This window comes from Citrobacter freundii complex sp. CFNIH2, assembly GCF_002880615.1.
GTDB lineage: Bacteria > Pseudomonadota > Gammaproteobacteria > Enterobacterales > Enterobacteriaceae > Citrobacter_A > Citrobacter_A amalonaticus_F.
In genome coordinates, this window is record NZ_CP025757.1 from 3,503,974 (window position 1) to 3,528,137 (window position 24,164).

Sequence of the window (24,164 nt, forward strand, 5' to 3'; positions counted from 1 at the left end):
CGACTGTCGGGGGCTTTTTTATTTCTCAATGACGCACATTAAAACGCAACTGACCTTCCAGTTCTTCTTCCGCTTCATCAAACAACAAAATCAATGCGCCATAACGTCGGCGTGACTTCTCGGGTAGATGTACAAACTCGATCTCCAGCGGTAACGGCAGCGCTTCACTCATGATGATGTCCCACAGAGAGTCGAGATCGCTCACTTTCTCTTTGGCCAGGCCAAACATCCGCGCAAACTCGCGGTAAAAGTCGTCCTGATCCTCAATTTCATCAAAATCAAATGTATAGATATTCATCTATCGCCACCTTCCCGATATCGGTCTGACTACAGCCCGCCAATATGCAGGGTTTTCACTTCCAGAAATTCGTCTAACCCCAGCACCGATCCTTCACGCCCCAGCCCGGACTCTTTCACCCCGCCAAACGGTCCCAGTTCGGTGGAAACCGCACATTCGTTTATCCCGATCATGCCGCTCTCAATAGCCTGAGAGACACGGAACACCCGTTGTAGGTTTTGCGTATAGAAGTAAGCGGCCAGGCCAAACGGCGTGTTGTTCGCGCGCTCAATCACCTCTTCTTCGCCGGTAAAGCGGAAGCAAGCGGCAACCGGACCAAACGTCTCTTCGCTCGCCAGTTTCATGTCGTCACGACACTCACCCAATACCGTAGGTTGCCAGAAGTTGCCGCCGAGCGCGTGCGCTTTCCCGCCCGCCAGCACTTTGGCTCCTTTCGCGACAGCATCTTCAACGTGCTCACGCACTTTATCGACCGCAGACGGTTCGATCAGCGGCCCGACGACGACGCCGTCATCCAGACCATTCCCCACCTGCAATGCCTGAACCGCATCGGCCAGTTTGCGGGTGAATTCGTCGTAGACACTCTCCTGAATATAAAAGCGGTTCACGCTGACACAAACCTGGCCGGCATTACGGAACTTATTAGCGATAGCGCCTTTTACCGCCGCATCGATGTCCGCATCGTCGAACACGATATAGGGAGCATTGCCACCGAGTTCCATCGACACTTTTTTCATGGTTTCCGCTGCGTTACGTACCAGCGTTTTACCGACAGCCGTTGAACCGGTGAACGAAATTTTGCGCACCGCATGGCTTGCCATGATGGCATCGCTGATTTCCGGCGTATTGCCCGCTACGGCGTTGAGTACGCCATCAGGTACCCCCGCTTTCTTCGCCAGCGTAAGCAGCGCAAAGGCACTCAGCGGCGTGTTATTGGCCGGTTTTATCACCCCGGTACAGCCCGCCGCCAGCGCCGGACCGAGCTTACGGGTCAACATCGCCATCGGGAAATTCCACGGCGTGATTGCCGCCACGACACCAATCGGTTCACGGGTCGCCAGGATGCGGGAGCCGGGTTTGATCGGCGGGATGATTTCACCGTTGGCACGCTTCGCCTGTTCGGCAAACCATTGGATAAAACTGGCTGCGTACTCGACCTCACCCTCGGCTTCTTTCAGCGGTTTCCCCTGTTCGGTGGTCATCAGCCGTCCCAGCCAGCTTTTGTTTTCGATAATCAATTCATACCAGCGGTACAAAATTGCCGAGCGCTCTTTTGCCGTTTTTGCCCGCCAGGCAGGAAATGCCTTACTGGCCGCCGCAATAGCCTCTTCGGTCTGCTGTTTTCCTGATTTCGCCACCTTCGCGATCGTTTCGCCGGTCGCCGGATTAAGCACGTCAAAGGTGCTATCAAGCGTTTTCCACCGTCCATCAACCAAATATCCCGTCTGAAAAAGTTCGTTGTCCTGAAGCGTTTGCATGATGTTTTCTCCTTCTGATGTCCTGCGTTGCGCACATCGAATAAGTATAGCCATAAAAAAACCGACGCTTTTGGCATCGGTTTCTGAGGGTTAGCTGTCGGTTAGCGCATGCTGGTACTTGTGCAACATGCCGGTCAGTCGTTTCACCGGTTCGGTGACCTGCGGCGGCGCTTCCCAGACTCGCAGTTTTTCCTGGTACACGTCCAGCTCATCCAGTAGCTGACCAAAATAGCGTCGGCGCTTGTCGTCATTCACGGCTGAAATGACATGATCCGCCGTACGACGCAACTGCTGGTGGAACGCGGAAAGATCGTCGTTGACCGGAATCGGCGCATCTCGCAGACGCTGATGCGCAATGATCATCGTCAGCGCCAGGCGGAACTTCGGCAAATCCCCCGGGAATTTATTCATCAACAGAAATAGCTGCTGATAAAGCGCGGGAAGATGGTTCTCTTTGCGCCGGACCACGTTAGTGGTCATCGCTGACACCGCCGCAGAAACAAACTGGTTGAGCAGCACACGACCCGTACGATCGCGAGAATTATCGCGCACAATCACAATGACCAGAAAGGCCAGCACACAGCCCACAATCTGCCCTAACGCACTGTCCAGGAACTGACTGAAGTGGAAGGTCATCGGGTTATCCAGCACGATAATGTTAATGGTACTGGCCAGCGCGCCCATCGACCCCAGTCGCCGCTTCTGTACTTCGATCCCCAGAAAGAACCCCAGCACTGCGAGGCTCAGACAGAGCAACAGCATGCTCTGCTGGGTATTGGGGAGGATCACCAGAAAATAGAGCGCCCCCAGCGGCAGCGCGGCAAGCGTACCGTAGATAAAGTCGATAGCGACCATGCGTGGGTTCGGCAGACGCATCGCCAGCGAAGTCACTACCGCAATCATCACCATCGCGCCGTTACCAGAAGTCCAGCCGGTCCACAGCCAGAACAGCGTTCCCAGCACACAAGAGAGCGTGGTGCGCCAGAAGTTCACCATGGCATGGTGACGTTCCGCGGACTCGACTTTCACCACCGGTTCTCCCTGCAACACCTCCTCTTCCGTAGCGCTGATTTTGGTATTGCTGATCACGCCGCGCTTTAGCAGCAGATAACGCGTTGCCGCCCCAGCCCAGGTATACAGCGTGACGGGCGTTTCACGCTCGCCGGTCCAGGCAATCACCCGGCGCAGGCGCTTAAGCTGTTTATGCACATCCTGCGCGGTTTCAACCGGCATGGCGAAAAACTCGCGGAAGGTATCGGTGATCAGCTCAGGACGCGTGTTCTGGATCAGATAGGTTTCGCAGGATTGCGTAATCATGGTCAGCGACAGGGTATTGATCGCTTTCAGGCGGCGATTCGCCCGCGCCCAGCGGGAGGATTCCATGTTCAGGTTGCTGCGCATTCCTTCCAGCGCCGTGGCCCGGCGCACCAGATCGCCCCAGGCCTTGTCCACTTCTTCACTATCGCCATGTTTAATGCACAACTGCATCAGTTGGTACTGCGCCACCAGCAGGCTATCCAGCTCACGATCGACCTCTTGCTTGATCGATCGCGGAGAAAAGAGCAGATCCGCAATGATGGCGCAGACAATCCCGATAACAATCTCGCTACAGCGTTCTACGGCAAATTGCGGCGTTAGCAGCGGTTCGGTTTGAATAGTGATGACAATAATCAGCGCGGTGTAGCCCGATAATCCCCACGCATAGGAGTTCTCAATGCGCACCAGTGAAGAGAGCCAGGTACAAAACCCCGCCCAGATACAGCACACCAGAATCATTAGCAGCGGTGCGCGGATCATCGCAATGATGATCACCAGCGCCGCAATACAACCCATAAAGGTGCCGACAATGCGCAACATTCCGCGATAACGAATCGCGCCAGAATACGGTTCGCCGCCGGCGGCAAAGGCCGGACCCGCTGCAACAATCGCCGCCGTCAGCACCGCCCAGCGTGGTGTTTCAAGCTGAAAGTGAAAACCGACAAACAGCGCAAGGACAATCGCGCAGGCCAGTTTGACCGCAAAGCGAATGTGCTGGTTGGCGATGGAAAAAATGCCCATCGCGATTAACCAAATTCGCGCAGACGGTGCGCCATTTTACGGAAGAACGAGTCATTGTTTTCGTCACGATCCTGCTTACCGGTGATCACGACAGTCGCGGTGGTACCGGCTGGCCACAGGTTTTCCTGTTGATCGTCAAGCTGGATACGCACCGGAACGCGCTGTGCGAGGCGTACCCATTCCAGATTGGAATCGATCGTCGCCATGCCTTTGTCATCGCGTGTGCTGCTGGCATTGGTGACCCCTGCCGCGATGCTATCGACTCTCCCTTTTAACACCTTATTGCTACCCAACGGGGTAATTTCGGCACGATAACCCGGGCGGACGCCCTCCAGCTTGGTCTCTTCCATATAGACCAGCACATAAAAGGAGTTCTGTTTCACCAGCGCCACGGCGGTTGAACCTCGGGTAATAAACTCACCGGTATAGACGTTCAGGTTGGTCACCCAGCCATCCGCAGGCGCGCGAATGACGGTACGTTCGAGATCTAACCTGGCGAGGTCGCGAGTCGCCTGCGCTTTGGCAAGCTGATGTAATACGGTTTGCAGAACATTGTTGGCCTGATCAATCTCTTCACGGGACATGGCCTGGACGCCAAGACGGTTACGGCGTCCGGCTTCCTGGCGTTTCTCTTGCGCCAGCACCTGATAATAGGCTACGTCGGCTTCGGCCTCTTCCAGCGCTTTTTGGTAGCGTGGTTGATCGATGGTGAACAGCACCTGATCTTTCTTCACCAGTTGATTATCATGCACCTTAACGGTAGTGATGAGTCCGGCAACGTCCGGCGCGATGGCAACCACGTCTGCGCTGAAGCGGGCATCACGCGTCCACGGTGATTCGGTGTAATAGACCCAGGCGCGGAAAATAGCGATGAACGCCAGGCTGACCAGAACGAGGGTAATGGCCGTACGGGAGATTTTTCTTGTTAGCGTTTTCACTTCAACCTCAAACGAACAGGCGCGATATCAAGTAAAAGAGACAGCAATACAGCGCAGTATTAAACAGAGCCGGATGCCAGACAAAATCATAGATGCCCGTAGGCACCAGCACCCGGCGCACCAGCCAGAAAATCGCCAGTGACAGAAGCAATTCAAAGAATATCGGTGGGAAGGACAGACCAAACACCACGATAACGGGAAACAGACTCATGTTGACCTTGATATTGTAGAGAGTGCAGGCGATACCGTTTTCAGCGAATGTCGACGCGGAGAAGGGCAAGGAAAGCCAGGCGAGAGCGACATAGCCTTTATTTGAATAATAATATATTACCGTAACTGTTATGCTGTTATCTATAATATGTGATCTAAATCACTTTTAAGCCAGAGTGAATAATGGAACGATTAAAGCGCATGTCGGTGTTCGCGAAAGTGGTGGAATTTGGTTCCTTCACCGCCGCCGCCAGACAGCTACAAATGAGTGTTTCGTCAATCAGCCAGACGGTGGCAAAACTGGAAGATGAACTTCAGGTCAAGCTGCTGAACCGCAGCACGCGCAGCATTGGGCTTACCGAAGCCGGAAAAATTTATTATCAGGGCTGTCGGCGTATGCTGCATGAAGTGCAGGATGTTCACGAACAGCTTTATGCCTTTAACAACACGCCGATTGGTACGCTGCGCATTGGTTGTTCTTCAACCATGGCACAAAATGTCCTCGCGGGGATCACCGCCAAAATGCTCAAAGAGCACCCTGGCCTGACGGTCAATCTGGTCACCGGCATTCCGGCACCCGACCTGATTGCCGACGGTCTGGATGTGGTTATCCGCGTGGGCGCCCTCCAGGATTCCAGTCTGTTTTCCCGCCGCCTGGGCGCAATGCCGATGGTGTTATGCGCGGCGAAAAGCTATCTCGCCCAGTACGGGATACCGGAAAAACCGGCCGACCTCACCAACCACTCCTGGCTTGAATACAGCGTGCGTCCGGATAATGAGTTTGAGCTGATCGCACCGGAAGGGATCTCCACGCGACTGATCCCACAGGGACGGTTTGTGACCAACGATCCAATGACCCTCAACCGCTGGCTGACCGCCGGTGCGGGGGTCGCCTACGTCCCGCTGATGTGGGTGATCAACGAGATCAACCGGGGCGAACTTGAGATCTTACTGCCGCGCTACCAGTCCGATCCGCGCCCGGTCTATGCGCTATATACCGAAAAAGACAAACTGCCGCTGAAGGTACAGGTAGTGATCAACTATCTGACCGACTATTTCGTCGACGTGTCGCAGATTTTTCAGGGTATGTACGGTCGGGGAAAAGAGAAATAGGCATCTTCTTGAGGCAAGACAATAGCGGATAACGGCCAAAAAGCCCCGTTATCCGCCAGCAACACGCCAGCCGTCTGACTACGCCTCATCCACCCAAATCCGCATCTCCCCTTCGCCACGGTTGGCCCAGCTAAACCATGGGATAAATGTCAGTGTTTGAGCCTGACACGCGCCAGGGGCGGTGTCATAGTGCCACAGCGACTGTTCACCCGGCTGCGTCGGGCATTTTCGCGATCCTTGCGCCTGGAGCAATACCTTGTGGGCGAAAACGCCTTTCCCTTCGATAAGGGTAAACGCGCTCTCTTTCGGCAAGCTCAGATTATGCAGCAACGCGCCGTTGTCGGCCTCTTCCAGACAGTACACCAACGGCCCACGCTGTAGCGCAACTTTTCCCGCCACGTGGCGCACCTGCGGGTTGCCGTAAACACGGCGTACCGGCATCGGCAGCGTTAACGTGAGGATGTCGCCCGCCCTCCAGTCACGGTGGAGATGCAGATAGCCCTTGCGTACCTCACCCTCGACAGGCAAACCGTTGAGCAGTACCTGTGGATTATTGCACCAGTCCGGCAGTCGCAGTGCCAGCGTATGCGCCACCGGCTGTGGGGATTCAATACTTATCTCCACCCGTTCCTGCCAGGGGAAATTACCGCTAATCTTCAGGCCCAGCTCGCCGCCGTTAACCGGAACCGTTACGCTGTTGCCAATATACAGGTTGATGTAAAGCGCTTCCGGGCGCGGCGTATAAATATAGTGACCAATAGAGGTCAGCGTTCGCGCGATGTTCGGCGGGCAGCAGGCACAGCCAAACCAGCGCTGACGAACAGGTTTAATGTGATCGTAAATATGGTTGAATTTCAGTACGTTTGGCTGCACTTCCAGCGGATTCACATAGAAGAAATGCTTGCCGTCCAGCGCCATGCCGCCCAGAACGGTGTTGTAGAGCGCGCGCTCCATCACATCGGCGTACTGGCTGTCGGCTTCCATTTCCAGCATCCGGCGCGCGAACATCATCAGGCCGATGGAGGCGCAGCTTTCAGCGTATACCGTATCGTTCGGCAAATCGTAATCGCAACTGAACGCTTCGCCTCGCCCCTGCGAGCCGATGCCGCCGGTGATGTACAGCTGGCGTTGCGCCATGTTTTTCCACAGCCGCAGGCAGATCTGGCGCTTCTCTTCGTCCTGACTCAAGCGCGCCAGATGCGCCACGCCGGTCATCAGGTAGACAAAACGCACCGCGTGACCGATGGCCGTCTGTTGCTCCGTTAACGGTAAATGCGCCTGGCTGTAGTCTTTATCGTGCGTCATCCAGCCCGCGCCGTAAATCAGCCAGTGCGACGTGCCGCCGCGTTTTTCAAACTCAATGTCGTAATAGTGCGGCTGCGTACCGCGCGCTTCAACAAAATAGCGCGACAGATTCAGATAGCGCGATTCCTGTGTCACTTCATACAGCCGCATCAGCGCCAGTTCCACCTCCGGATGGCCGGGATATCCGTGCAGCTTGTGCTCTTCTTTACCGAACACGCTGTCGATATAGTCAGCAAAGCGGCACACCACGTTCAGCAGGCTACGCTTGCCGGTGGCCTGAAAGAAGGCGACGCCCGCTTCAATCATGTGTCCGGCGCAGTAAAGCTCGTGGCATTCGGCCAGATTGCTCCAGCGTTTGTCCGGCGCTTTGGCGGTGAAATACGTATTCAGATAACCGTCTTCACACTGGGCGGCGGCAATCAGCTCGATCACCTCATCGGCGGTTTTCTCAAGTTCTGCATCTGGCTTCTGGCACAGTGACCACGCCACCGCCTCCAGCCATTTCGCCACGTCGCTGTCCTGGAACACCATGCCGTAAAACTCCCCTTGCTGCCGCCCGGCGGCAATGCGGAAGTTTTCAATCGCATGGCTGGGGTCCGCTTCCGGAATACGATCGTTCAACGCATCCCACTGATAAGGGATGACCACATCGCGCACCAGTTGCTGGTACTGGCCGAAAAATGGATCGCTGACCTTAAGCCGGTGGAGATCCACTTCCATGATTTCAGGTTTCATTTTTTGCTCCTACAGGACCTGGGCGTGACGCTGGCGTAAATCATCGGAAATACGGGCCATCATCGGGTTATTGAGTTTACAGGCGCGGATGGACAGCGCCAGCAGCAGGTGGAACAGTGCAGGCAGCAGACTTTCCATGGAGAAAATCCCCTGCAATGACGCGGGCGTCTGGTTTTCCGCCCCTGCTTTGTAGGCCACGGCAATAAACACCAGGCTGATAATCCCGGCGCTGGAGGCCCACGCCAGCTTGATAAAAAACAGGTTGAAGGCGAAATTCATGCCGGAGGATCGCACGCCGGTTTTCCACTCGCCGTAGTCGTCGGCAAAGGCCATCAGTGAAAAGTGCAGTGGTAGAGTAAAGCCAAGGATAATGCCGTTACCGAGGATCACGACCAGCCATAATGTCTGCCAGTCAGGACTGGCGGGCAGAAACCACATAATGACCGCAAGTAAAGCTAACACCAGGTTGGTGTAATAGTAGAGTTTGACCGTATCAACGCGGCGCGACAGCAGGTTAACCATCACCGAACCGATAATGGAAGCGAACGTTACCATGGTAAAAAACAACGACGTATAAGCGGTGCTGCCCTGCAACACGTAAGTGATGAAGTACATGTAGCCGCCGCCGCGAATATTGAACACGTTAATCAGCAGAAATGACATCAACAGCATTAGCAGTAACTGGTCGTTTTTGCGCAGGCCCGCCAGATGTTCGCGCAGGGAAAAGTGCCCCATCACGTTGAGCGACACCCGCTCACGCACCCAGAAGAAGCAGCACAGGAACATCACTACCGCGACGGCGCACAATACACCGACGCCAAGCTGATAACCCTGCGCGGTGTTGCCATCACCAAGCGTCTCCACCAGCCACGGCAACCCAACGGAGACCAGAAAGCCCGCGACGCCACACAGCACAAAGCGCCAGGACTGGCAGGCGATCACTTCAGAGTGACGCGTCGTCATGGTGTTGATTAGCGCGCAGTAGGGAACGTTGATCGCGGTATAGCTCACCGAAAGCAACAAATACGTGCCAAAGGCCCAGGCGATTTTAATCCCCATTGATGCATCCGGGACGGTAAAGGTCAGCACCCCAATAACGCCGATGGGCACGGCTATCCACAGTTGCCATGGGCGGAAACGCCCCCAGCGGCTGCGGGTACGGTCAGCGACCACGCCCATAATCGGATCGGAAATAGCGTCAAAAACACGCAGTACTAAAAACAAGATGCCAACCAGCGCGGGGGTCAGCCCGAAGATATCGGTATAGAAAAAGGTTAAAAAGTTCATGATCAGGCAGGTGATCACTGTGCCACCTGCATCGCCCAGCCCGTAGCCGATCTTTTCGCGTATCGACAATTTTTCGTCGGGATGACTTCCGGCAATATCCGTTTCCGTCAGTGAAGTAGAGGTCATATAAAGGTTCCTCGTCTGAAGCAGATTTATCCCGATAAATTCACAGGATTCCGGTTTTAATAAGAAAATTCAGATGTAATTTTGCCCGGAATTACCGTGTCAACAAGGCGATAAACAGGTATAAAAAGATGACGATTCCGACCTGCTGGCAAAACTGTGAGGCCGATCGGTGAATATCAAATAACTTTTTATTAATCATATAGAAAGGTTATTTTTATCTAAAAAAACGCGAGAAATTACATATCCATGCTTGATTTATCCATAGCGCTTCCGATTAGGGTACAAAACGGCGGTTTGTTTATCTCGCGCGGCGTAGGTAGCCACCCGGCACGCAGGCTGGAATCCTGGGAGTTGATTTTTGTACAGCAGGGGACGCTGACAATCAGAGAAAACGACGTCCTGTTTGAGGTTAAGGCCGGAGAAAGTTTGTTGCTATGGCCCCGGCGCCGCCACGTCGGGATAGGGGATTTCCCGCCGGATCTCACATTTTACTGGGTGCATTTTGACGTGCTGCCAGCGACCACCAATCCGACGCAGTTACTATCGCTACCGCAGCATATCAGCGTCAGCAGCCCACAGTATGTCATGTCGCTGTTTCGTCAGTTTTTAAGTGAACAGGAAAACAGACGTCACGGTCCGGCACTGGAATTTATTCTGTTGCTGATTTTGCAACAAATCGCCTCTGCGGTGGGGAGTGAAACCCACGGTGATAACGCCGGTGTGGCGCTGGCCTATAAGGCGCGTAAACATATTCGCACACAATATCACCTGCCAATCTCGACGTCGCAACTTGCCCGGGAGTTGCACTGCAATGCCGATTATCTCGGGCGAGTCTACCGACGGATATTTCACATGACGATGACTGAAGCCATTCATCGCCAGCGCGTCAGCGCCGCAGAGAAGCTATTGATTAGCGATTCGCTGGCATTAAGCGAGGTGGCACAGAAGTGTGGATTTAATGACGTCGGCTATTTTCGGCAGATTTTTCGTAAACACACTGGACTGACGCCAGCTGCGTGGAAACGCCGGTATTGTAAGGAACATATTAATTCAGACTGAAGCCAGAGATGGCCGGATGGGGCGTTTATCCCCATCCGGAAAATGGCGTTACGCGGTGCCCCCCACCGTCAGGTTATCGACCTTCAGCGTCGGCTGACCAACGCCAACCGGCAGGCTCTGACCTTCTTTGCCACAGACGCCGACGCCGTTATCCAGCTTCAGGTCGTTCCCGACCATCGAAATCTGCTGCATCGCTTCGATACCCGAACCAATCAACGTGGCCCCTTTCACCGGCTTCGTCACTTTGCCGTTCTCAATCAGATACGCCTCTGAGGTAGAGAAGACGAACTTACCGGAGGTGATATCCACCTGACCGCCGCCAAAGTTTGGCGCATAGATCCCGTACTCTACGGACTCAATGATCTCTTGCGGCGTGGATTTACCCGGCAGCATATAGGTGTTGGTCATGCGCGGCATCGGCAGATGCGCGTAAGACTCGCGACGGCCGTTTCCGGTAGGTGCAACGCCCATCAGGCGCGCATTCAGTTTGTCCTGCATATAACCTTTCAGAATGCCGTTTTCGATCAGGACGTTGTACTGACCCGGCGTGCCTTCGTCATCAATGGCCACCGACCCGCGACGATCCACCATCGTTCCATCGTCCACCACAGTGCACAGTTCAGAGGCGACCAGTTCGCCCATATGACCGCTGAATACCGAGGTGCCGCGACGGTTAAAGTCCCCTTCCAGACCATGCCCCACCGCTTCATGCAGCAGTACGCCCGGCCAGCCGGCACCCAATACGACGGGCAGCGTCCCGGCAGGCGCGGCAACCGCGGACAGGTTCACCAGCGCCATGCGCACGGCCTCTTTCGCCCACGCGTCGGCGCGGACGTCGCCATCCAGATCGGCGAGGAAATAATCGTAGCCAAAACGCCCACCGCCACCGCTGGCGCCGCGCTCACGTTTACCGTCTTCTTCCACCTGCACGCTGACCGACAAACGCACCAGTGGACGCACATCGGCGGCCAGCGTCCCGTCCGTGGCGGCAACGAGGATCAATTCATACACGCCGGTCAGGCTGGCCGACACTTCCTGTACTCGCTTATCCGCTTCGCGGGCGACTTTATCGACGCGGCGCAGAATATCGAGCTTCTCTTCACGGCTCATGCTTTGCAGCGGATCGACAGAGGTGTACAGCGCCGGATACTCCACGGCACCGAGAGTCTTCACTTTCCCGTCGCCATTGTCACGCACGATGGTACGCGCGGCGCGCGCACTCTGTTCCAGCGCCTGCAGACTGATCTGGTCAGCATAGGCAAACCCGGTTTTTTCACCGCTCACTGCGCGAACGCCAACGCCCTGATCGATATTGTAAGAACCATCTTTAATGATGCGGTCTTCTAAAACCCAGGATTCGTGATAGCTCGACTGAAAATAGAGATCGCCGTAATCAAGACGACGTTCGGCCAGTTGGCCCAGAATGGCGAACAGATCCTGATGTTTCAGGCCGTTCGCCGCTAGCAATTGTTCACTTACCAGGTTCAGACTCATCGTTATTGCTACTCGTTAGTGACTGCAGATAGAGGATCTATGTACTGAGAGTGGGGCAATTCCTTGCCCCCGTCAAATCATTGCGAATTTTCTTTCCGCGGCTGGCGCAGGACTTCGTTGATCTGTGGTTTATCGAGTGGACCGGTGATCCGATAGCGCAGAATCGAGACTTTACTCCACAGCGGTCCAAGCACTTTACTGGCGGCAAAGACTGCCGCACCAACGATCGGGTTCACCGCAAACGCAGCGGCGACCCCCACCGTGGCGGAGATTTCCGGTGCCACCACCGCTTCAACATCCAGCTCGCGGCGCACCAGGTTGACCGAGCCTTTCATGGCGATATCCGCTTCCAGTCCGTCCACCAGCGTGTCGTCGGTATGCAATATGCCGTCTTTGATCCAGGCGGTGCTGCGAATGGAGTCGAAGTAAAATCCTTCATTGAAGGTATCGCTAAAATCGAAACGCAGTTTACGCAGCAGCGCGTCAAAGCTCAGCAGGCGCAGCAACTGCCCCGCGTGACCGGTGCTTAGCTCGGTGATCTCCCCTTTACCCAGGCGGGTGCGGATAATGCCGTTCAGCGAGGCTTCCTCCGGCTTCCACGGCGGGTTGCGCCAGTGCAGATCGTAATCCACGTTAAACGAGGCGTTGCGAATCGGTGTCGAAACGCCAAAGAATCCGGCCGCCGCATCAATCTTGTTACCCCGCAGTTTCCCTTTTAAAGAGGTACGCTCGCTGCCAGGGGTGTTCACCCACTGTCCGTCCGCCGTCAGTCGGGTGAAGCCGGTATCCAGCAGGCCGTTACTCAGGTTCAGGGTGTCGCCCTGAATGGCCACATCCGCATCGATGCGTCCGTATTTCTGTCCCCACATCCAGCACTCTTCACAGCGCAACTGCACGTCAGGCCAGCCGCGGAAACTAAAGCGTTCTACGGATGCAAATGGCGAAGCCGGCGCGTCGCTGTTATCCGTTTTAGCCACGGAGGGGTTGTAATAGAGGTATTTGATGTTTGCCAGCCACGGCGCGTTATTGCGCATTGCCAGCGTTGCATTGATCTCACGCCCCTGCGCCTCGACTTTAGTGCCATTCGACGCCGGTTCAGAAACGAGGCTCAAGTTGTTCCACTGTTGTCCCCCCAGCGTTAACGCTGGCGTGCGCAGCGTAATATGTTGCGGGAAATTCGCGTTGGCTCCGACGTTGTCCGCCGCACCTTTCTGGAACAGGGCCAGCCACTGTGCGCCATCCATCGCGGGTAGATTCAGCTCAATGCCTTCCTGTTCAGGCAAAGGCGGCGCCGTCCGGCTTTCCGCTGTCCAGATCGCGCGATCCAACGTCAGCTTCTGATTCAGCAACCAGCGGCTGTTAAAATGATTTTCCTGTCCGGCGCTACCGGTCAGCGTAAAGCTACGCAGGTCGCCGGTTGCTTTAATTTTGACGGGTAACGCCTCACCGGCTTTTTTATCCAGCGGAGAAGGTAAGTGACTACTTACATTCCTGAGATCGCCGTTCAGTTCAATGTTGTACGTTGTCCCGGAATGATACGGCAGGTCGATACCCACTTTACCGTCCCAGGCCAGGCTGCCGCTGAGCGCGTCATTGACCTGCGATGGCAATACGCCGGTACGAGCGGGCTGCCAGTTGCCGTTGAGATTCACCGCGACCTGATAGGCTTTCGTTCCTTCCGTGGTGGTGAAATCAACGTTCACCGGCTGATTAAACCAGTTCGCCGTCATCGGCTCGCTTTTCAGGTTGCCATTGGTAAAGCTGAATTTGCCGCTGAGGTTTTTCAGGGTGCTGTCGAGCGGTTTGATAAACAGGCTATTATCGCGCAGCGACACATCGCCTTTTGCGGTAACCATTTCGCCATCCAGCGGGATATCCAGATGTAAGCGAGCATTCACATCACCGTCGATCTGCAACTGCTCAAGCGTGGCGCCCAGCGACGACTTCAACGGCGTGTCATCAAAATACGGCCCCACCGCCTTGCCCGGCCCCTGAATATCGGCGTCAATCAGCAACTTCTCTTTGGCGTAGTCCGGGATGATCGCCGTCAGGTTCGTGGCCTTCACGCCGCCTAAATTGACGCCATCGGTTTTCATCCACAGGCCGTCGTTAAGGAAATCCAGCTCGATATTCAGATCGGTCAGCGCAGGCCAGTCCGGCTGAAAGGCAAATTTCGCATTGCGCAGTGGGACCAGCACTTCAAACTGGCCTTCGTTGTGCTTGTACGGGAACAAATGCGGATTACCGCCGTACACCAGCGTCGCGTTATCCGCTTCTCCCCCCTGAATCGCGCCGCTGAGATAGTCCGCCAGCGCCTTGCCCATCAGATTTTCCGGGAAGTAACGCCAGGCCTGAGAGCCGTCATCGGTGCTGATACCCGCCAGAATCCCCAGCCAGGGGTCATCGCCTGTCGGCTGCAGATAGCGGAAGCCGCCGCGCGCGTGGACCGCTTTCGCTTTCACATCGATATTACGACCGTCCAGCTGAAAACCGTTGTCATTCTTCAGCCAGTTCAGCGTGGCAACGCCGTCTTCAATTTCTAATGGCGCACGGAAGACCGTTTCGTAGGGCATTTTTGCCTGTTTCATCGACGCGGTCAGTGCGCCATTTTCCACGCTCCCGGAGAGCGTTCCTGAGAAGTTCTCCGCCCCCGGCAATAGCTTCCACTGTTTCCACGCCAGATCGCGCCATGAGGCCTGAAAACGTGTCTTTTCCGTGGCCTGAAGCGGGATATCCAGCGCCAGAGTATCGATATTTCCGCTCGGTTGGGTGGCAAGCCAGATATCACCCAGCGCGGGCGAAAGCTTAGACACCATCGGGCGCAGCCCCTCAAGTCCGGCCAACTCCAGATGGCTGGCGCGGATGCGCAGTTCGTCACTGCGCTTGCCGTCTGCGCCGCCGACTTCCTGCTCGGGGATCCAGGCGAGCTGTAGCGCTCCGCGCGGCCAGGCCTTACCGTCCATCGTGATGCGGGTATCGGGAATAGAAAACTGCCAGCCCGGCTGTTCACGACTGATATGCGCCGTCAGATTATCGACAGAGAGCGTATGGAGGTTATTGTCGCCTTTCCAGCTCGCGCCCCCCTGTTTCAGCCAGACGTCGCCACCGGCGATCTCTCCTTTGCTGATGGTCATCCAGCCTTCGAGGCTAAAGCGCGCAGTCTCCAGCGCCACGTTATCCTGCATCCATTTGCCCAGCCACGGTTTCACGTCGATATCGTCGGCCTGCAGCCAGACCCGACCATTATTCAGCAGCCCTTCATCATCACGCAGATCCATGCGCACCTGCATGACGCCGTGTTGACCGGTCAGACTGGAGAGGCTGACTTGTCCCTCCGCGCGGTGGCGATTTTTACCATTAACCCAGGTGAGTTGCGGAATCGCCAGTTCAGCGCGCTGACCGGAGAGCGTCAGAAAGCTGATTTGACTGTCGCGGAGATCGAAGTGATCGAACTGGCGCAGGAAAAGATCGTTGATTCGGCTGGCTTCCAGCCCGTCACCGCTTTCGCTACGTTCAATCGGCGTGTTGGTACGGAAATTCAGTTGCCAGAAGGTGAGATCGCGAAATTGCCAGCGCATGTGCAGCAAGCTCTGCCAGACATCCAGCGCCAGGGTAACGCGTTTTACCGAGAATTCGCCGCCGTCTTTCAGCTCCGCGCGGATATCACGTGCTTCGAGGGTGGGACCAAAATTTTGCCAGTTGGCAGAGAGCTGGCTGGCCTTAACCGGCAGCCCCGTCGCAGACTCAATTTTGCTGAGGATCGTCGGACGCCAACTGTCGAGATGCGGTAATGCCAGGCGCAAACCACTGACCAACAGCGCTACGACAACGACGAGCGCGGCTCCAGTGAGCAATAATATCCCCGGCAATCGCCTCACGCGTCTCTCCTTGTCTGCCTGAAAATGCGCCGCCCGTCACACGGCACCGTATCGGTTTACATCATTACGACGTCAAACTGCTCCTGGTTATAGAGCGGTTCAATTTGGACTTTCACCTGTTTGCCGACAAAAATCTCAACTTCCGCCAGCGCGTGCGACTCTTCCCCTTTCAGGGTTTCTGCCACTGCCGGAGAAGCATAGACCAGGAAGCGGTCGGAGTCGTAGGCGTGGTGCACGCGAACGATCTCACGCATGATCTCATAGCAGACGGTTTCCACCGTCTTCACCGTGCCGCGTCCGTGACAGGTCGGACACTCGTTGCACAACACATGCTCCACGCTCTCACGCGTGCGCTTGCGCGTCATCTCCACCAGACCCAACTGCGAAAAACCGTTAATGCTGGTTTTCACCCGATCTTTACTCAGCGCCTGCTCAAGCGAATGCAGTACCCGGCGACGGTGATCCTCATTATTCATGTCGATAAAATCGATAATAATGATGCCGCCGAGATTACGCAGTCGCAGCTGACGGGCAATCGCCTGGGTCGCTTCAATATTAGTGTTGAAGATGGTGTCATCAAGATTACGATGGCCGACAAACGCGCCGGTGTTGATATCGACGGTGGTCATCGCTTCAGTTTGATCGATAATCAGATAGCCGCCGGATTTCAGTTCAACTTTTCGCTCCAGCGCACGCTGGATCTCATTCTCAACGTCAAAGAGATCGAAAATCGGCTGGCGTCCGCTGTAATGCTCCAGCTTGCTGGTCATTTCCGGGATGTACTCCGCAGTAAACTCCAGCAGGGCTTCATAGGTCAGACGGGAATCCACGCGAATGCGGTCTAACTGTGCGTCAGCAAAATCACGCAGCACACGTTGCGCCAGCGCCAGCTCGCCATACATCTGGTAACGCGTCTGCGGGCGCTTTTTGCGCTCCATCACCTTGGTCCAGACGCGCTTGAGATACGCGGCATCTGACGCCAGATCGTCTTCACAAACGCCTTCTGCCGCAGTGCGGATGATAAACCCGCCCTGCTCATCGCAGTACTCAGCAACCACTTTCTTCAGACGCTCACGCTCGGCTTCACTTTCGATACGCTGAGAAACGCCCACGTGCGAGGCGCCGGGCATAAAGACCAGATAACGAGACGGCAAAGTGATGTCGGTGGTCAGACGCGCGCCTTTGGTGCCTAACGGATCTTTCACCACCTGCACCATCAGATCTTGCCCCTGACGCACCAGCTCCGAAATATCGCGAACGGTGAACTGCTTCTGCTCTTCACCCGCTACGCATTCGGTGTGCGGCATAATATCGGAAGCGTGAAGAAACGCGGCTTTATCCAGCCCAATATCTACAAAAGCCGCCTGCATACCCGGAAGTACGCGACTGACCCGACCTTTGTAGATATTGCCTACGATCCCGCGTCGCGCTTCGCGCTCAATATGAATTTCTTGCAGAATACCGCCATCAATGTACGCCACGCGTGTTTCCGATGGCGTTACGTTTACCAATAATTCAGCCGTCATGTTTATCCCTTTTCTCACGCAGTGAGTTAAAATTGCTCAGCAACTCATACGTTTCAACCAGCGGTAAGCCGACCACGGCGTGATAGCTGCCATTTATCTTCCTGACAAAACAGCCACCCCGCCCCTGAATACCGTATGCACCTGCTTTATCCATCGGTTCACCGCTGGCGATATAGTCAGCGATATCCGCATCCGTCAACGCTCGGAACGTCACCTCGGTCATCACCAGGCAATCGAGCACATACTGGCTATCCGCCAACGCAACGGCCGTCATCACCTGATGCGTTTGGCCGGACAACTTGCGCAACATCAGCGCCGCATGGTGTGCGTCACGCGGTTTCTCTAACACTTCACCGTTGAGGATAACGATGGTATCCGCCCCCAGCACAGGGAGATCGCGCGGCGTCTGCGCCACGCCGGCCTGGGCTTTTTCCCGCGCCAGACGCGACACATATTGCTGTGCGCTTTCTCCCTCGCCACGCGTTTCTTCGATTCCCGTAACAATACGCTCGAAAGAAACGCCTAACTGCGTGAGCAGTTCCTGACGACGCGGCGAACCGGAAGCTAAGTATAGAGATGTCATAGAAACCTTTATTGCACTGCAAATTGCTGGCGGACTTTACGCATCAGCAAGAAAAGCCACGGCCAGAGCACACCGTTGACTACACTACTCCAGAACACTTCAGGTCTGAAAGAGACGTTGATCACTAAAAACTCTGACCAGAAAACAATAATATCCACCACCAGCGAAAGCAACATCACCACCAGCGCCTGCTGCCAGAGCGCCAGATTGCGAAAGAGCTGAAATTTCAGCGCAACCAGGTAAGCGATGATGCTCATCGACAATGCCCGCACGCCGAGCGTGGAACCACTAATGAGATCCAGTATGGCACCCATCACGAAACCTGTGCCCACATTGACGCGATGCGGCAGGGCGAGGATCCAGTAGAGTAAAATGAGCAGCACCCAGTTTGGCCGAAAGACAATGATCTCATCTGGCCAGGGCATCACTTGCAGTAACAGTGCGATAAAGAACGAGAGCCAGATAACCCAGCGACCCTGGCTACGATAGCTTGCCACTACTGGCCTCCCGGCGCACGCGCTGGAGGCGGCGTCGCACCCGCTGGCGGAGCGGCAGGTGATGACGTGATACCGGTCGCTGGCGCAGGCACGGGCGGCGGCGGCCCCATCATATCCGGAGACGGCAACACTTGCGGCATCATCTGCATCAGACGTTCATTCGCCACACGATGCACCTCTTCCGGCGTCATCGGGTTGGCGCCGTTACGGTCGGCCCCCCACAGCAGCAGCAGATAGCGCAGACGCTGTAAGCCCGCAGTAGGACGCGCCTGAATCACGGTGTAAGCACGTTGAGTATCCAGCTTAACGGAAGAGACCACCGCAACCGGATAGCCTTCCGGGAAACGACCGCCCAGACCAGACGTTACCAGCACATCGCCAACGCGAATATCAGTATTGGCCGGCAGGTGTTCGAGTTGCAGATCGTCGGTACAGCCGTTACCAGCCGCGATCACCCGGATGTCGTTGCGCAACACCTGAATGGGCAACGCATGAGTGGCATCGCAAATCAGCAGGACGCGGCTGGTCAGCTTCGCCACCGCGACGACCTGACCGACAACGCCTTTATCGCTGATTACCGGCTGGCCTTCGTAAACCCCGTTCACGCTGCCTTTGTCGATAACCACCTGGTCGCTGTAGGGATCGTTAACCGTGGAGATGACCTGCGTCACCATCTTTTGTTCATCCTGACGCAGCGGCGAACCCAGCAGCTCGCGCAGGCGCGCGTTCTCCTGTTTGTACTGCCCCAGCATCAGCAATTCACTGTTTTTCAGCAGCAGTTCCTGGCGCAGCGCCCGGTTTTCAAGCTCAAGCTGGTCGCGTGATGCGAGCGTTTGCGAGACGCCATCAAGCAGTTCACGGGGACCATTGGAAATAAAGTAGAAAGGACTGACGGCGGTATCCATGTACGTACGGATCTGACTGAACGTACCCAGGCGGCTGTCGGCAATAATAACGCCGAGCGCCACCAACACCGCCAGAATAAGGCGAATCTGTAGCGAGGGGCCACGGCTAAAAATTGGCTTCATAAGTTTGCGTATTCTCGTATCAGAGTCGGCAGGACAGCGTGACGCTCTCCTGCCGGCACCCGATTACTCTTCGCTGAACAGGTCGCCGCCGTGCATGTCGATCATTTCCAGCGCTTTGCCGCCGCCACGCGCCACACAGGTCAGCGGGTCTTCAGCGACAACAACTGGAATACCGGTTTCTTCCATTAACAGACGATCAAGGTTACGCAGCAGCGCGCCACCGCCAGTGAGCACCATTCCGCGCTCGGAGATATCAGACGCCAGTTCCGGCGGGCACTGTTCCAGTGCAACCATCACCGCGCTAACAATACCGGTCAGCGGCTCCTGCAGAGCTTCCAGAATCTCGTTAGAGTTCAGGGTGAAGCCGCGAGGAACACCTTCTGCCAGGTTACGACCGCGCACTTCGATTTCACGCACTTCGTCGCCCGGATAGGCAGAACCGATTTCATGCTTGATACGTTCTGCGGTGGCTTCACCGATCAGGGAACCGTAGTTACGGCGCACATAATTAATGATGGCTTCATCGAAGCGATCGCCGCCGATACGGACAGAAGAAGAATAGACCACACCGTTCAGGGAGATAACGGCGACTTCCGTCGTACCGCCACCGATGTCCACAACCATCGAGCCGGTTGCCTCAGAAACAGGCAGACCCGCACCGATTGCCGCCGCCATCGGCTCTTCAATCAGGAAGACTTCACGGGCGCCAGCGCCCTGTGCGGATTCACGAATAGCACGACGCTCAACCTGAGTGGCACCAACCGGTACACACACCAGCACGCGCGGGCTTGGACGCATAAAGCTGTTGCTGTGCACTTGTTTGATAAAGTGCTGGAGCATTTTTTCAGTCACGAAGAAGTCGGCAATAACACCGTCTTTCATTGGGCGAATAGCAGCAATGTTGCCCGGCGTACGACCCAGCATCTGCTTCGCATCATGACCTACTGCAGCCACGCTTTTCGGTGAACCGGCACGATCCTGACGAATGGCCACAACGGAAGGCTCATTCAATACGATGCCTTGTCCTTTTACATAAATGAGGGTATTCGCGGTACCCAGGTCAATGGACAAGTCATTGGAAAACATGCCACGAAATTTTTTCAACATACTAAGGGATAATCCTGAAAGCTGGGGCGGAAAACAAAATCCGCTTACTTTACCAACCACACGCAGCAGCGACAAGGCGCAAAAATCATCTGCTACGGTGAAAATTAGTGCAGTTCGTTTCCTTTGTTACAAATCTCTACCTGAGTCCCTCAGGGCTGAGCACTTCAGCAGCAATCCTCGCCCTCATTTGCAACCGATTTAAGGTCATTCACCTGCATGTGTGCTGTTACAAAATGGCGAGCAGACAAGCACACCCCCATGAAGGCACAGCGCGCGTTATTCTACGTGAAAACTGAACAAACGGCAGGTTAAACCGAGTATCTTTGAGAATATTTTTTCACATTGGTATCCAGCGGCTGGGAGGCGGCAAAAAAATCCCCCTGTCCACCGGAAACACCACGCGCTGTCAGCGTCTGCCACTCACCGCGCGAACGTACGCCCGTTGCGTAAACCTGGGTGCGGGTGCCTGAGCACGCCTCCACCAGGCTTTGAACCAGCAACTGGTTTTCCGTTCGCTTCTCAATGTTTCTGACCAGGCTCGGATGGAGCTTGATCAATTCCACATTGAGTTCTTTAATCCAGCTGGTGCTCACCAGCGTTAAACCCGCCTGCGTGACGGCAACCCGAACGCCCAATGCATTCACTAAACGGATAACGGGCTGCAACCGGCTGATGTGTTGACCTACATCCGCCTCCGCAAGTTCAATAATTATGCGTTTTCGTTGCGATTTTTCACACTGCATCAAGGTATCGCGCAACCAACGCTGAAAACGCGGGCGAATCAGCGACTCTACCGTCACCTGCATCGCCAGATTCTCCTCCGGCCAGTAGTTCAACAGCGGGATGACGCGGCTTATTTGTAAGCGGTCATACTCTTCTGATAAACCGAACTGTAAAACCATCGGCATGTATTCCGCCGTGCTGACCTCTTCATTACCATCAAAGATGCGGCACATCAGTTCCCGATGATGCACGTGTCCGTCGCGGCTGACGGCCGGTTTCTGATAAATTCGCGGGCCGCCACGGCTGAGCATCTGCTCAATCAGCGTCCGCCAGCGCACGTTGCCACGCCCTTTTTCCGGCAGAGAGTCGTCATACACCGCCCAGCTATTTCCGCCCTGCAACACGGCATTGCGGGTTGCCGCCTCCGCATGTTCCATCACCTGCTCAGTCGACTGCCCGCTACGCCAGGCGCAAATGCCGATATGTACCATATCGTCACGATCGAGCATTTTATTAGTCGGAAGTGCATCGACCGCTTTTAAAAGTTGTCCGGCTACGCTTTCCGCCTCTTTCAAAGTGCGGTGCGGCAGCAGAACGGCAAAGTCGCTGCGATGGTAGCGCGCCAGTAGCGACCCCGGATAACGCATCATAAAGGTGGACAATAAATTGATCAGACTAAACAGTTCTTCTTCGGCGAGGTTACGTCCCCAACTGTCGCGCAACAGGTTAAAGTCCGGCAGGCGAATCATCATCACCACGCCATGCGCGCCGACCTTCTCCTGATCTTCCAGCAGCGTCGCCAGTTGGTTGTCAAAAAAGAGCCGATTGCTGAGGCCGGTTTTGGTGTCCTGGGCGGCGTAAGAGCGAATCAGTGTATCAAGACGGCTCCGCTGCTCCTGGGCGCTCTGGATTTCGGACAGCAGCATATCCAGCGCGCTACTGGTGCGCGCCGGCCATTCATAGACCGTACCCCGTACACTGGCTCCACGTTCTCCATTCAAAATTCGCGTCGAACGTATCTCCAGCAGTTCCTGACCGGAAAGTTGACGCTGAAGCCAACGTACCGACAGAAACAGCATCAGCACAATAAAGCCAATGGCCAGCGTGAGTGGTGCCGTCGTCATCAGTGAATGAAAATAGTTACCCATCGGATCCTGATAGACCAGATCCATCGTCATTCCCGGATGCTTCATCAGCGGAACCGAGAGCTCGCGAAAGAGATTACTGGTACCAACCGGGCGATAGCTGCTGTTGCGGGTTTGGCTATAAATGACCTTTTCGCCCTGCAACAGATCGACGCGTACGACGTCGGCTGACACCATCAGTTCGTCGATTTTCGACGTTAACTGTTTGAAATCGCGTGAAACAAGATGCGTGTCAATGGCTGTCGCCACCGCCTGGACACGATGGGTCATCTTGTACTGGATGGCGTTGTAAAAGCTCAGCGAGCAGCCGATCAGGGTGACAAAGATCGTTAACCCGGTGAGCAGCGTGACAAAAGCTGAGAATTTCGTCGTTAATCGCATCCTTGAGTTAACTCCGACGGTTGAATTGCGACACGAAACTGCTTAACCAAACGCAAAATTCGTCCGGTTGCGCAAAGAGTGAGTGCATACTACCAAATCAGGTGTATCTGGCAATTTATTGCGTTGCATCGGATTCACGTTTCAATTAGCGAGTATAGTCTTCAGACGTCATTTTCCAATCCACCATGCAGAATTGAGGACAGGTTATGCAGGCTTTGATCTTAGAACAGCAGGACGGTAAAACCCTTGCTTCCGTGCAGACTCTCGAAGAAAGTCGGCTGCCGGAAGGCGATGTCACAGTGGATGTTCACTGGTCCAGTCTGAACTATAAAGATGCGCTCGCCATCACCGGAAAAGGAAAAATCATCCGCAACTTTCCGATGATTCCTGGCATTGATTTCGCCGGTACCGTTCGGACCAGCGAAGATCCTCGTTTTCATGCGGGCCAGGACGTGTTGCTGACCGGCTGGGGCGTTGGTGAAAACCATTGGGGTGGTCTGGCGGAGCGGGCACGCGTGAAAGCGGACTGGCTGGTTGCGCTGCCAAAAGGGCTGGACAGCCGTAAAGCAATGGTGATCGGCACCGCCGGGTTTACTGCCATGCTGTGCGTGATGGCGCTTGAAGACGCGGGTATTCGTCCGCAAGACGGTGAAATCGTAGTCACCGGCGCCAGCGGCGGCGTCGGCAGTACCGCGGTCGCGCTGCTGCATAAACTGGGCTATCAGGTCGTTGCGGTGTCCGGACGCGAAAGCACCCATGATTATCTCCGCCAGTTGGGCGCAAGCCGTATTCTGGGTCGTGATGAGTTCGCCGAATCTCGTCCGCTGGAAAAACAACTGTGGGCGGGGGCAATTGATACCGTGGGCGATAAAGTACTGGCGAAAGTGCTTGCGCAAATGAACTACGGCGGCTGTGTCGCAGCCTGTGGCCTGGCGGGCGGTTTTGCCCTGCCAACGACGGTGATGCCGTTTATTTTGCGCAACGTTCGCCTGCAAGGGGTGGATTCTGTAATGACGCCACCAGCACGCCGCGCTCAGGCCTGGCAGCGTCTGGTGAATGACTTACCGGAATCATTCTACGCACAGGCGGCGACGGAAATTTCGCTGGCCGATGCGCCGACGTTCGCCGAGGCCATCATTAATAACCAGGTGCAAGGCCGTACGCTGGTTAAAGTGAAGTAAACGCAGACGCCGCA

General features: G+C 55.4%; 18 protein-coding genes. 3 read left to right on the forward strand and 15 right to left on the reverse strand.

Annotated elements, in window-relative coordinates; genetic code table 11:
- Positions 1–25: 25 nt before the first annotated feature.
- From WM46_RS17095 to aaeX, 5 genes are all read right to left on the reverse strand, one after another.
- A complete protein-coding gene (locus WM46_RS17095) occupies positions 26–298 on the reverse strand; it encodes a barstar family protein (RefSeq protein WP_042324989.1) in 273 nt (90 codons plus the stop codon).
- A gap of 29 nt (positions 299–327) precedes the next feature.
- Positions 328–1,776 carry an NAD-dependent succinate-semialdehyde dehydrogenase gene (locus WM46_RS17100; protein ID WP_102602888.1) on the reverse strand — a complete coding sequence of 483 codons (1,449 nt, stop codon included), beginning with the start codon at positions 1,774–1,776 and terminating at the stop codon, positions 328–330.
- Positions 1,777–1,866: 90 nt separating this feature from the next.
- Positions 1,867–3,834, reverse strand: a complete 1,968-nt coding sequence (gene aaeB, locus WM46_RS17105) for a p-hydroxybenzoic acid efflux pump subunit AaeB (protein ID WP_061076152.1) — start codon at positions 3,832–3,834, stop codon at positions 1,867–1,869.
- A 5-nt stretch (positions 3,835–3,839) separates the two neighbouring features.
- Positions 3,840–4,772 (reverse strand): p-hydroxybenzoic acid efflux pump subunit AaeA, encoded by a 933-nt coding sequence (gene aaeA / locus WM46_RS17110; protein WP_102602889.1) that lies wholly within the window; start codon positions 4,770–4,772, stop codon positions 3,840–3,842.
- A 7-nt stretch (positions 4,773–4,779) separates the two neighbouring features.
- Positions 4,780–4,983, reverse strand: a complete 204-nt coding sequence (gene aaeX / locus WM46_RS17115) for a p-hydroxybenzoic acid efflux pump operon protein AaeX (protein ID WP_000051841.1) — start codon at positions 4,981–4,983, stop codon at positions 4,780–4,782.
- 182 nt (positions 4,984–5,165) lie between these two features.
- On the opposite strand from aaeX, the gene aaeR reads away from it, so the two are divergent.
- On the forward strand, positions 5,166–6,095 hold the full coding sequence (aaeR, locus tag WM46_RS17120; RefSeq protein ID WP_061076150.1) for an HTH-type transcriptional activator AaeR: 930 nt from the start codon (positions 5,166–5,168) through the stop codon (positions 6,093–6,095).
- A gap of 78 nt (positions 6,096–6,173) precedes the next feature.
- On the opposite strand, the gene WM46_RS17125 is transcribed toward aaeR, so the two are convergent.
- Positions 6,174–8,135, reverse strand: a complete 1,962-nt coding sequence (locus WM46_RS17125; protein WP_410374613.1) for a glycoside hydrolase family 127 protein — start codon at positions 8,133–8,135, stop codon at positions 6,174–6,176.
- Positions 8,136–8,144: 9 nt separating this feature from the next.
- The gene (locus WM46_RS17130; RefSeq protein ID WP_102602890.1) at positions 8,145–9,548 is read right to left on the reverse strand and encodes an MFS transporter; all 1,404 of its coding nucleotides are present in this window, start codon (positions 9,546–9,548) and stop codon (positions 8,145–8,147) included.
- Positions 9,549–9,794: 246 nt separating this feature from the next.
- Here WM46_RS17130 and WM46_RS17135 point away from each other — a divergent pair, with 246 nt between their 5' ends.
- Complete coding sequence (locus WM46_RS17135; protein WP_061076148.1) at positions 9,795–10,607, forward strand: helix-turn-helix domain-containing protein; 813 nt, start codon at positions 9,795–9,797, stop codon at positions 10,605–10,607.
- A gap of 48 nt (positions 10,608–10,655) precedes the next feature.
- On the opposite strand, the gene tldD is transcribed toward WM46_RS17135, so the two are convergent.
- The 8 genes from tldD to csrD form a co-directional block, all read right to left on the reverse strand.
- Positions 10,656–12,101: a metalloprotease TldD gene (gene tldD / locus WM46_RS17140; protein WP_102602891.1), complete on the reverse strand. Its 1,446-nt coding sequence runs from the start codon at positions 12,099–12,101 to the stop codon at positions 10,656–10,658.
- A gap of 77 nt (positions 12,102–12,178) precedes the next feature.
- The gene (gene yhdP, locus WM46_RS17145; RefSeq protein WP_102602892.1) at positions 12,179–15,979 is read right to left on the reverse strand and encodes an AsmA2 domain-containing protein YhdP; all 3,801 of its coding nucleotides are present in this window, start codon (positions 15,977–15,979) and stop codon (positions 12,179–12,181) included.
- Positions 15,980–16,035: 56 nt separating this feature from the next.
- A complete protein-coding gene (gene rng / locus WM46_RS17150) occupies positions 16,036–17,505 on the reverse strand; it encodes a ribonuclease G (protein WP_042998334.1) in 1,470 nt (489 codons plus the stop codon).
- Positions 17,495–18,088, reverse strand: a complete 594-nt coding sequence (locus WM46_RS17155; RefSeq protein ID WP_061076146.1) for a Maf family protein — start codon at positions 18,086–18,088, stop codon at positions 17,495–17,497. The genes rng and WM46_RS17155 overlap by 11 nt, the downstream gene beginning before the upstream one ends.
- A gap of 8 nt (positions 18,089–18,096) precedes the next feature.
- Complete coding sequence (gene mreD, locus WM46_RS17160; protein ID WP_042998336.1) at positions 18,097–18,585, reverse strand: rod shape-determining protein MreD; 489 nt, start codon at positions 18,583–18,585, stop codon at positions 18,097–18,099.
- Positions 18,585–19,613 carry a rod shape-determining protein MreC gene (gene mreC / locus WM46_RS17165; RefSeq protein WP_061076145.1) on the reverse strand — a complete coding sequence of 343 codons (1,029 nt, stop codon included), beginning with the start codon at positions 19,611–19,613 and terminating at the stop codon, positions 18,585–18,587. Before mreC ends, mreD begins: the two co-directional genes overlap by 1 nt.
- 63 nt (positions 19,614–19,676) lie before the next feature.
- Positions 19,677–20,720, reverse strand: a complete 1,044-nt coding sequence (mreB, locus tag WM46_RS17170; RefSeq protein ID WP_000913396.1) for a rod shape-determining protein MreB — start codon at positions 20,718–20,720, stop codon at positions 19,677–19,679.
- 308 nt (positions 20,721–21,028) lie between these two features.
- Positions 21,029–22,969 carry an RNase E specificity factor CsrD gene (gene csrD / locus WM46_RS17185; RefSeq protein ID WP_102602893.1) on the reverse strand — a complete coding sequence of 647 codons (1,941 nt, stop codon included), beginning with the start codon at positions 22,967–22,969 and terminating at the stop codon, positions 21,029–21,031.
- A 206-nt stretch (positions 22,970–23,175) separates the two neighbouring features.
- Here csrD and WM46_RS17190 point away from each other — a divergent pair, with 206 nt between their 5' ends.
- Positions 23,176–24,150, forward strand: a complete 975-nt coding sequence (locus WM46_RS17190; protein ID WP_102602894.1) for an MDR family oxidoreductase — start codon at positions 23,176–23,178, stop codon at positions 24,148–24,150.
- The last annotated feature ends 14 nt before the right edge of the window (positions 24,151–24,164 follow it).

Bases quoted from the DNA above. Each gene is read 5' to 3' on its own strand.
- WM46_RS17095 (WP_042324989.1), bottom strand. From the start codon at position 298: ATGAATATCTATACATTTGATTTTGATGAAATTGAGGATCAGGACGAC.
- WM46_RS17100 (WP_102602888.1), bottom strand. From the start codon at position 1,776: ATGCAAACGCTTCAGGACAACGAACTTTTTCAGACGGGATATTTGGTT.
- aaeB (WP_061076152.1), bottom strand. From the start codon at position 3,834: ATGGGCATTTTTTCCATCGCCAACCAGCACATTCGCTTTGCGGTCAAA.
- aaeX (WP_000051841.1), bottom strand. From the start codon at position 4,983: ATGAGTCTGTTTCCCGTTATCGTGGTGTTTGGTCTGTCCTTCCCACCG.
- aaeR (WP_061076150.1), top strand. From the start codon at position 5,166: ATGGAACGATTAAAGCGCATGTCGGTGTTCGCGAAAGTGGTGGAATTT.
- WM46_RS17125 (WP_410374613.1), bottom strand. From the start codon at position 8,135: ATGAAACCTGAAATCATGGAAGTGGATCTCCACCGGCTTAAGGTCAGC.
- WM46_RS17130 (WP_102602890.1), bottom strand. From the start codon at position 9,548: ATGACCTCTACTTCACTGACGGAAACGGATATTGCCGGAAGTCATCCC.
- WM46_RS17135 (WP_061076148.1), top strand. From the start codon at position 9,795: ATGCTTGATTTATCCATAGCGCTTCCGATTAGGGTACAAAACGGCGGT.
- tldD (WP_102602891.1), bottom strand. From the start codon at position 12,101: ATGAGTCTGAACCTGGTAAGTGAACAATTGCTAGCGGCGAACGGCCTG.
- rng (WP_042998334.1), bottom strand. From the start codon at position 17,505: ATGACGGCTGAATTATTGGTAAACGTAACGCCATCGGAAACACGCGTG.
- WM46_RS17155 (WP_061076146.1), bottom strand. From the start codon at position 18,088: ATGACATCTCTATACTTAGCTTCCGGTTCGCCGCGTCGTCAGGAACTG.
- mreC (WP_061076145.1), bottom strand. From the start codon at position 19,613: ATGAAGCCAATTTTTAGCCGTGGCCCCTCGCTACAGATTCGCCTTATT.
- mreB (WP_000913396.1), bottom strand. From the start codon at position 20,720: ATGTTGAAAAAATTTCGTGGCATGTTTTCCAATGACTTGTCCATTGAC.
- csrD (WP_102602893.1), bottom strand. From the start codon at position 22,969: ATGCGATTAACGACGAAATTCTCAGCTTTTGTCACGCTGCTCACCGGG.
- WM46_RS17190 (WP_102602894.1), top strand. From the start codon at position 23,176: ATGCAGGCTTTGATCTTAGAACAGCAGGACGGTAAAACCCTTGCTTCC.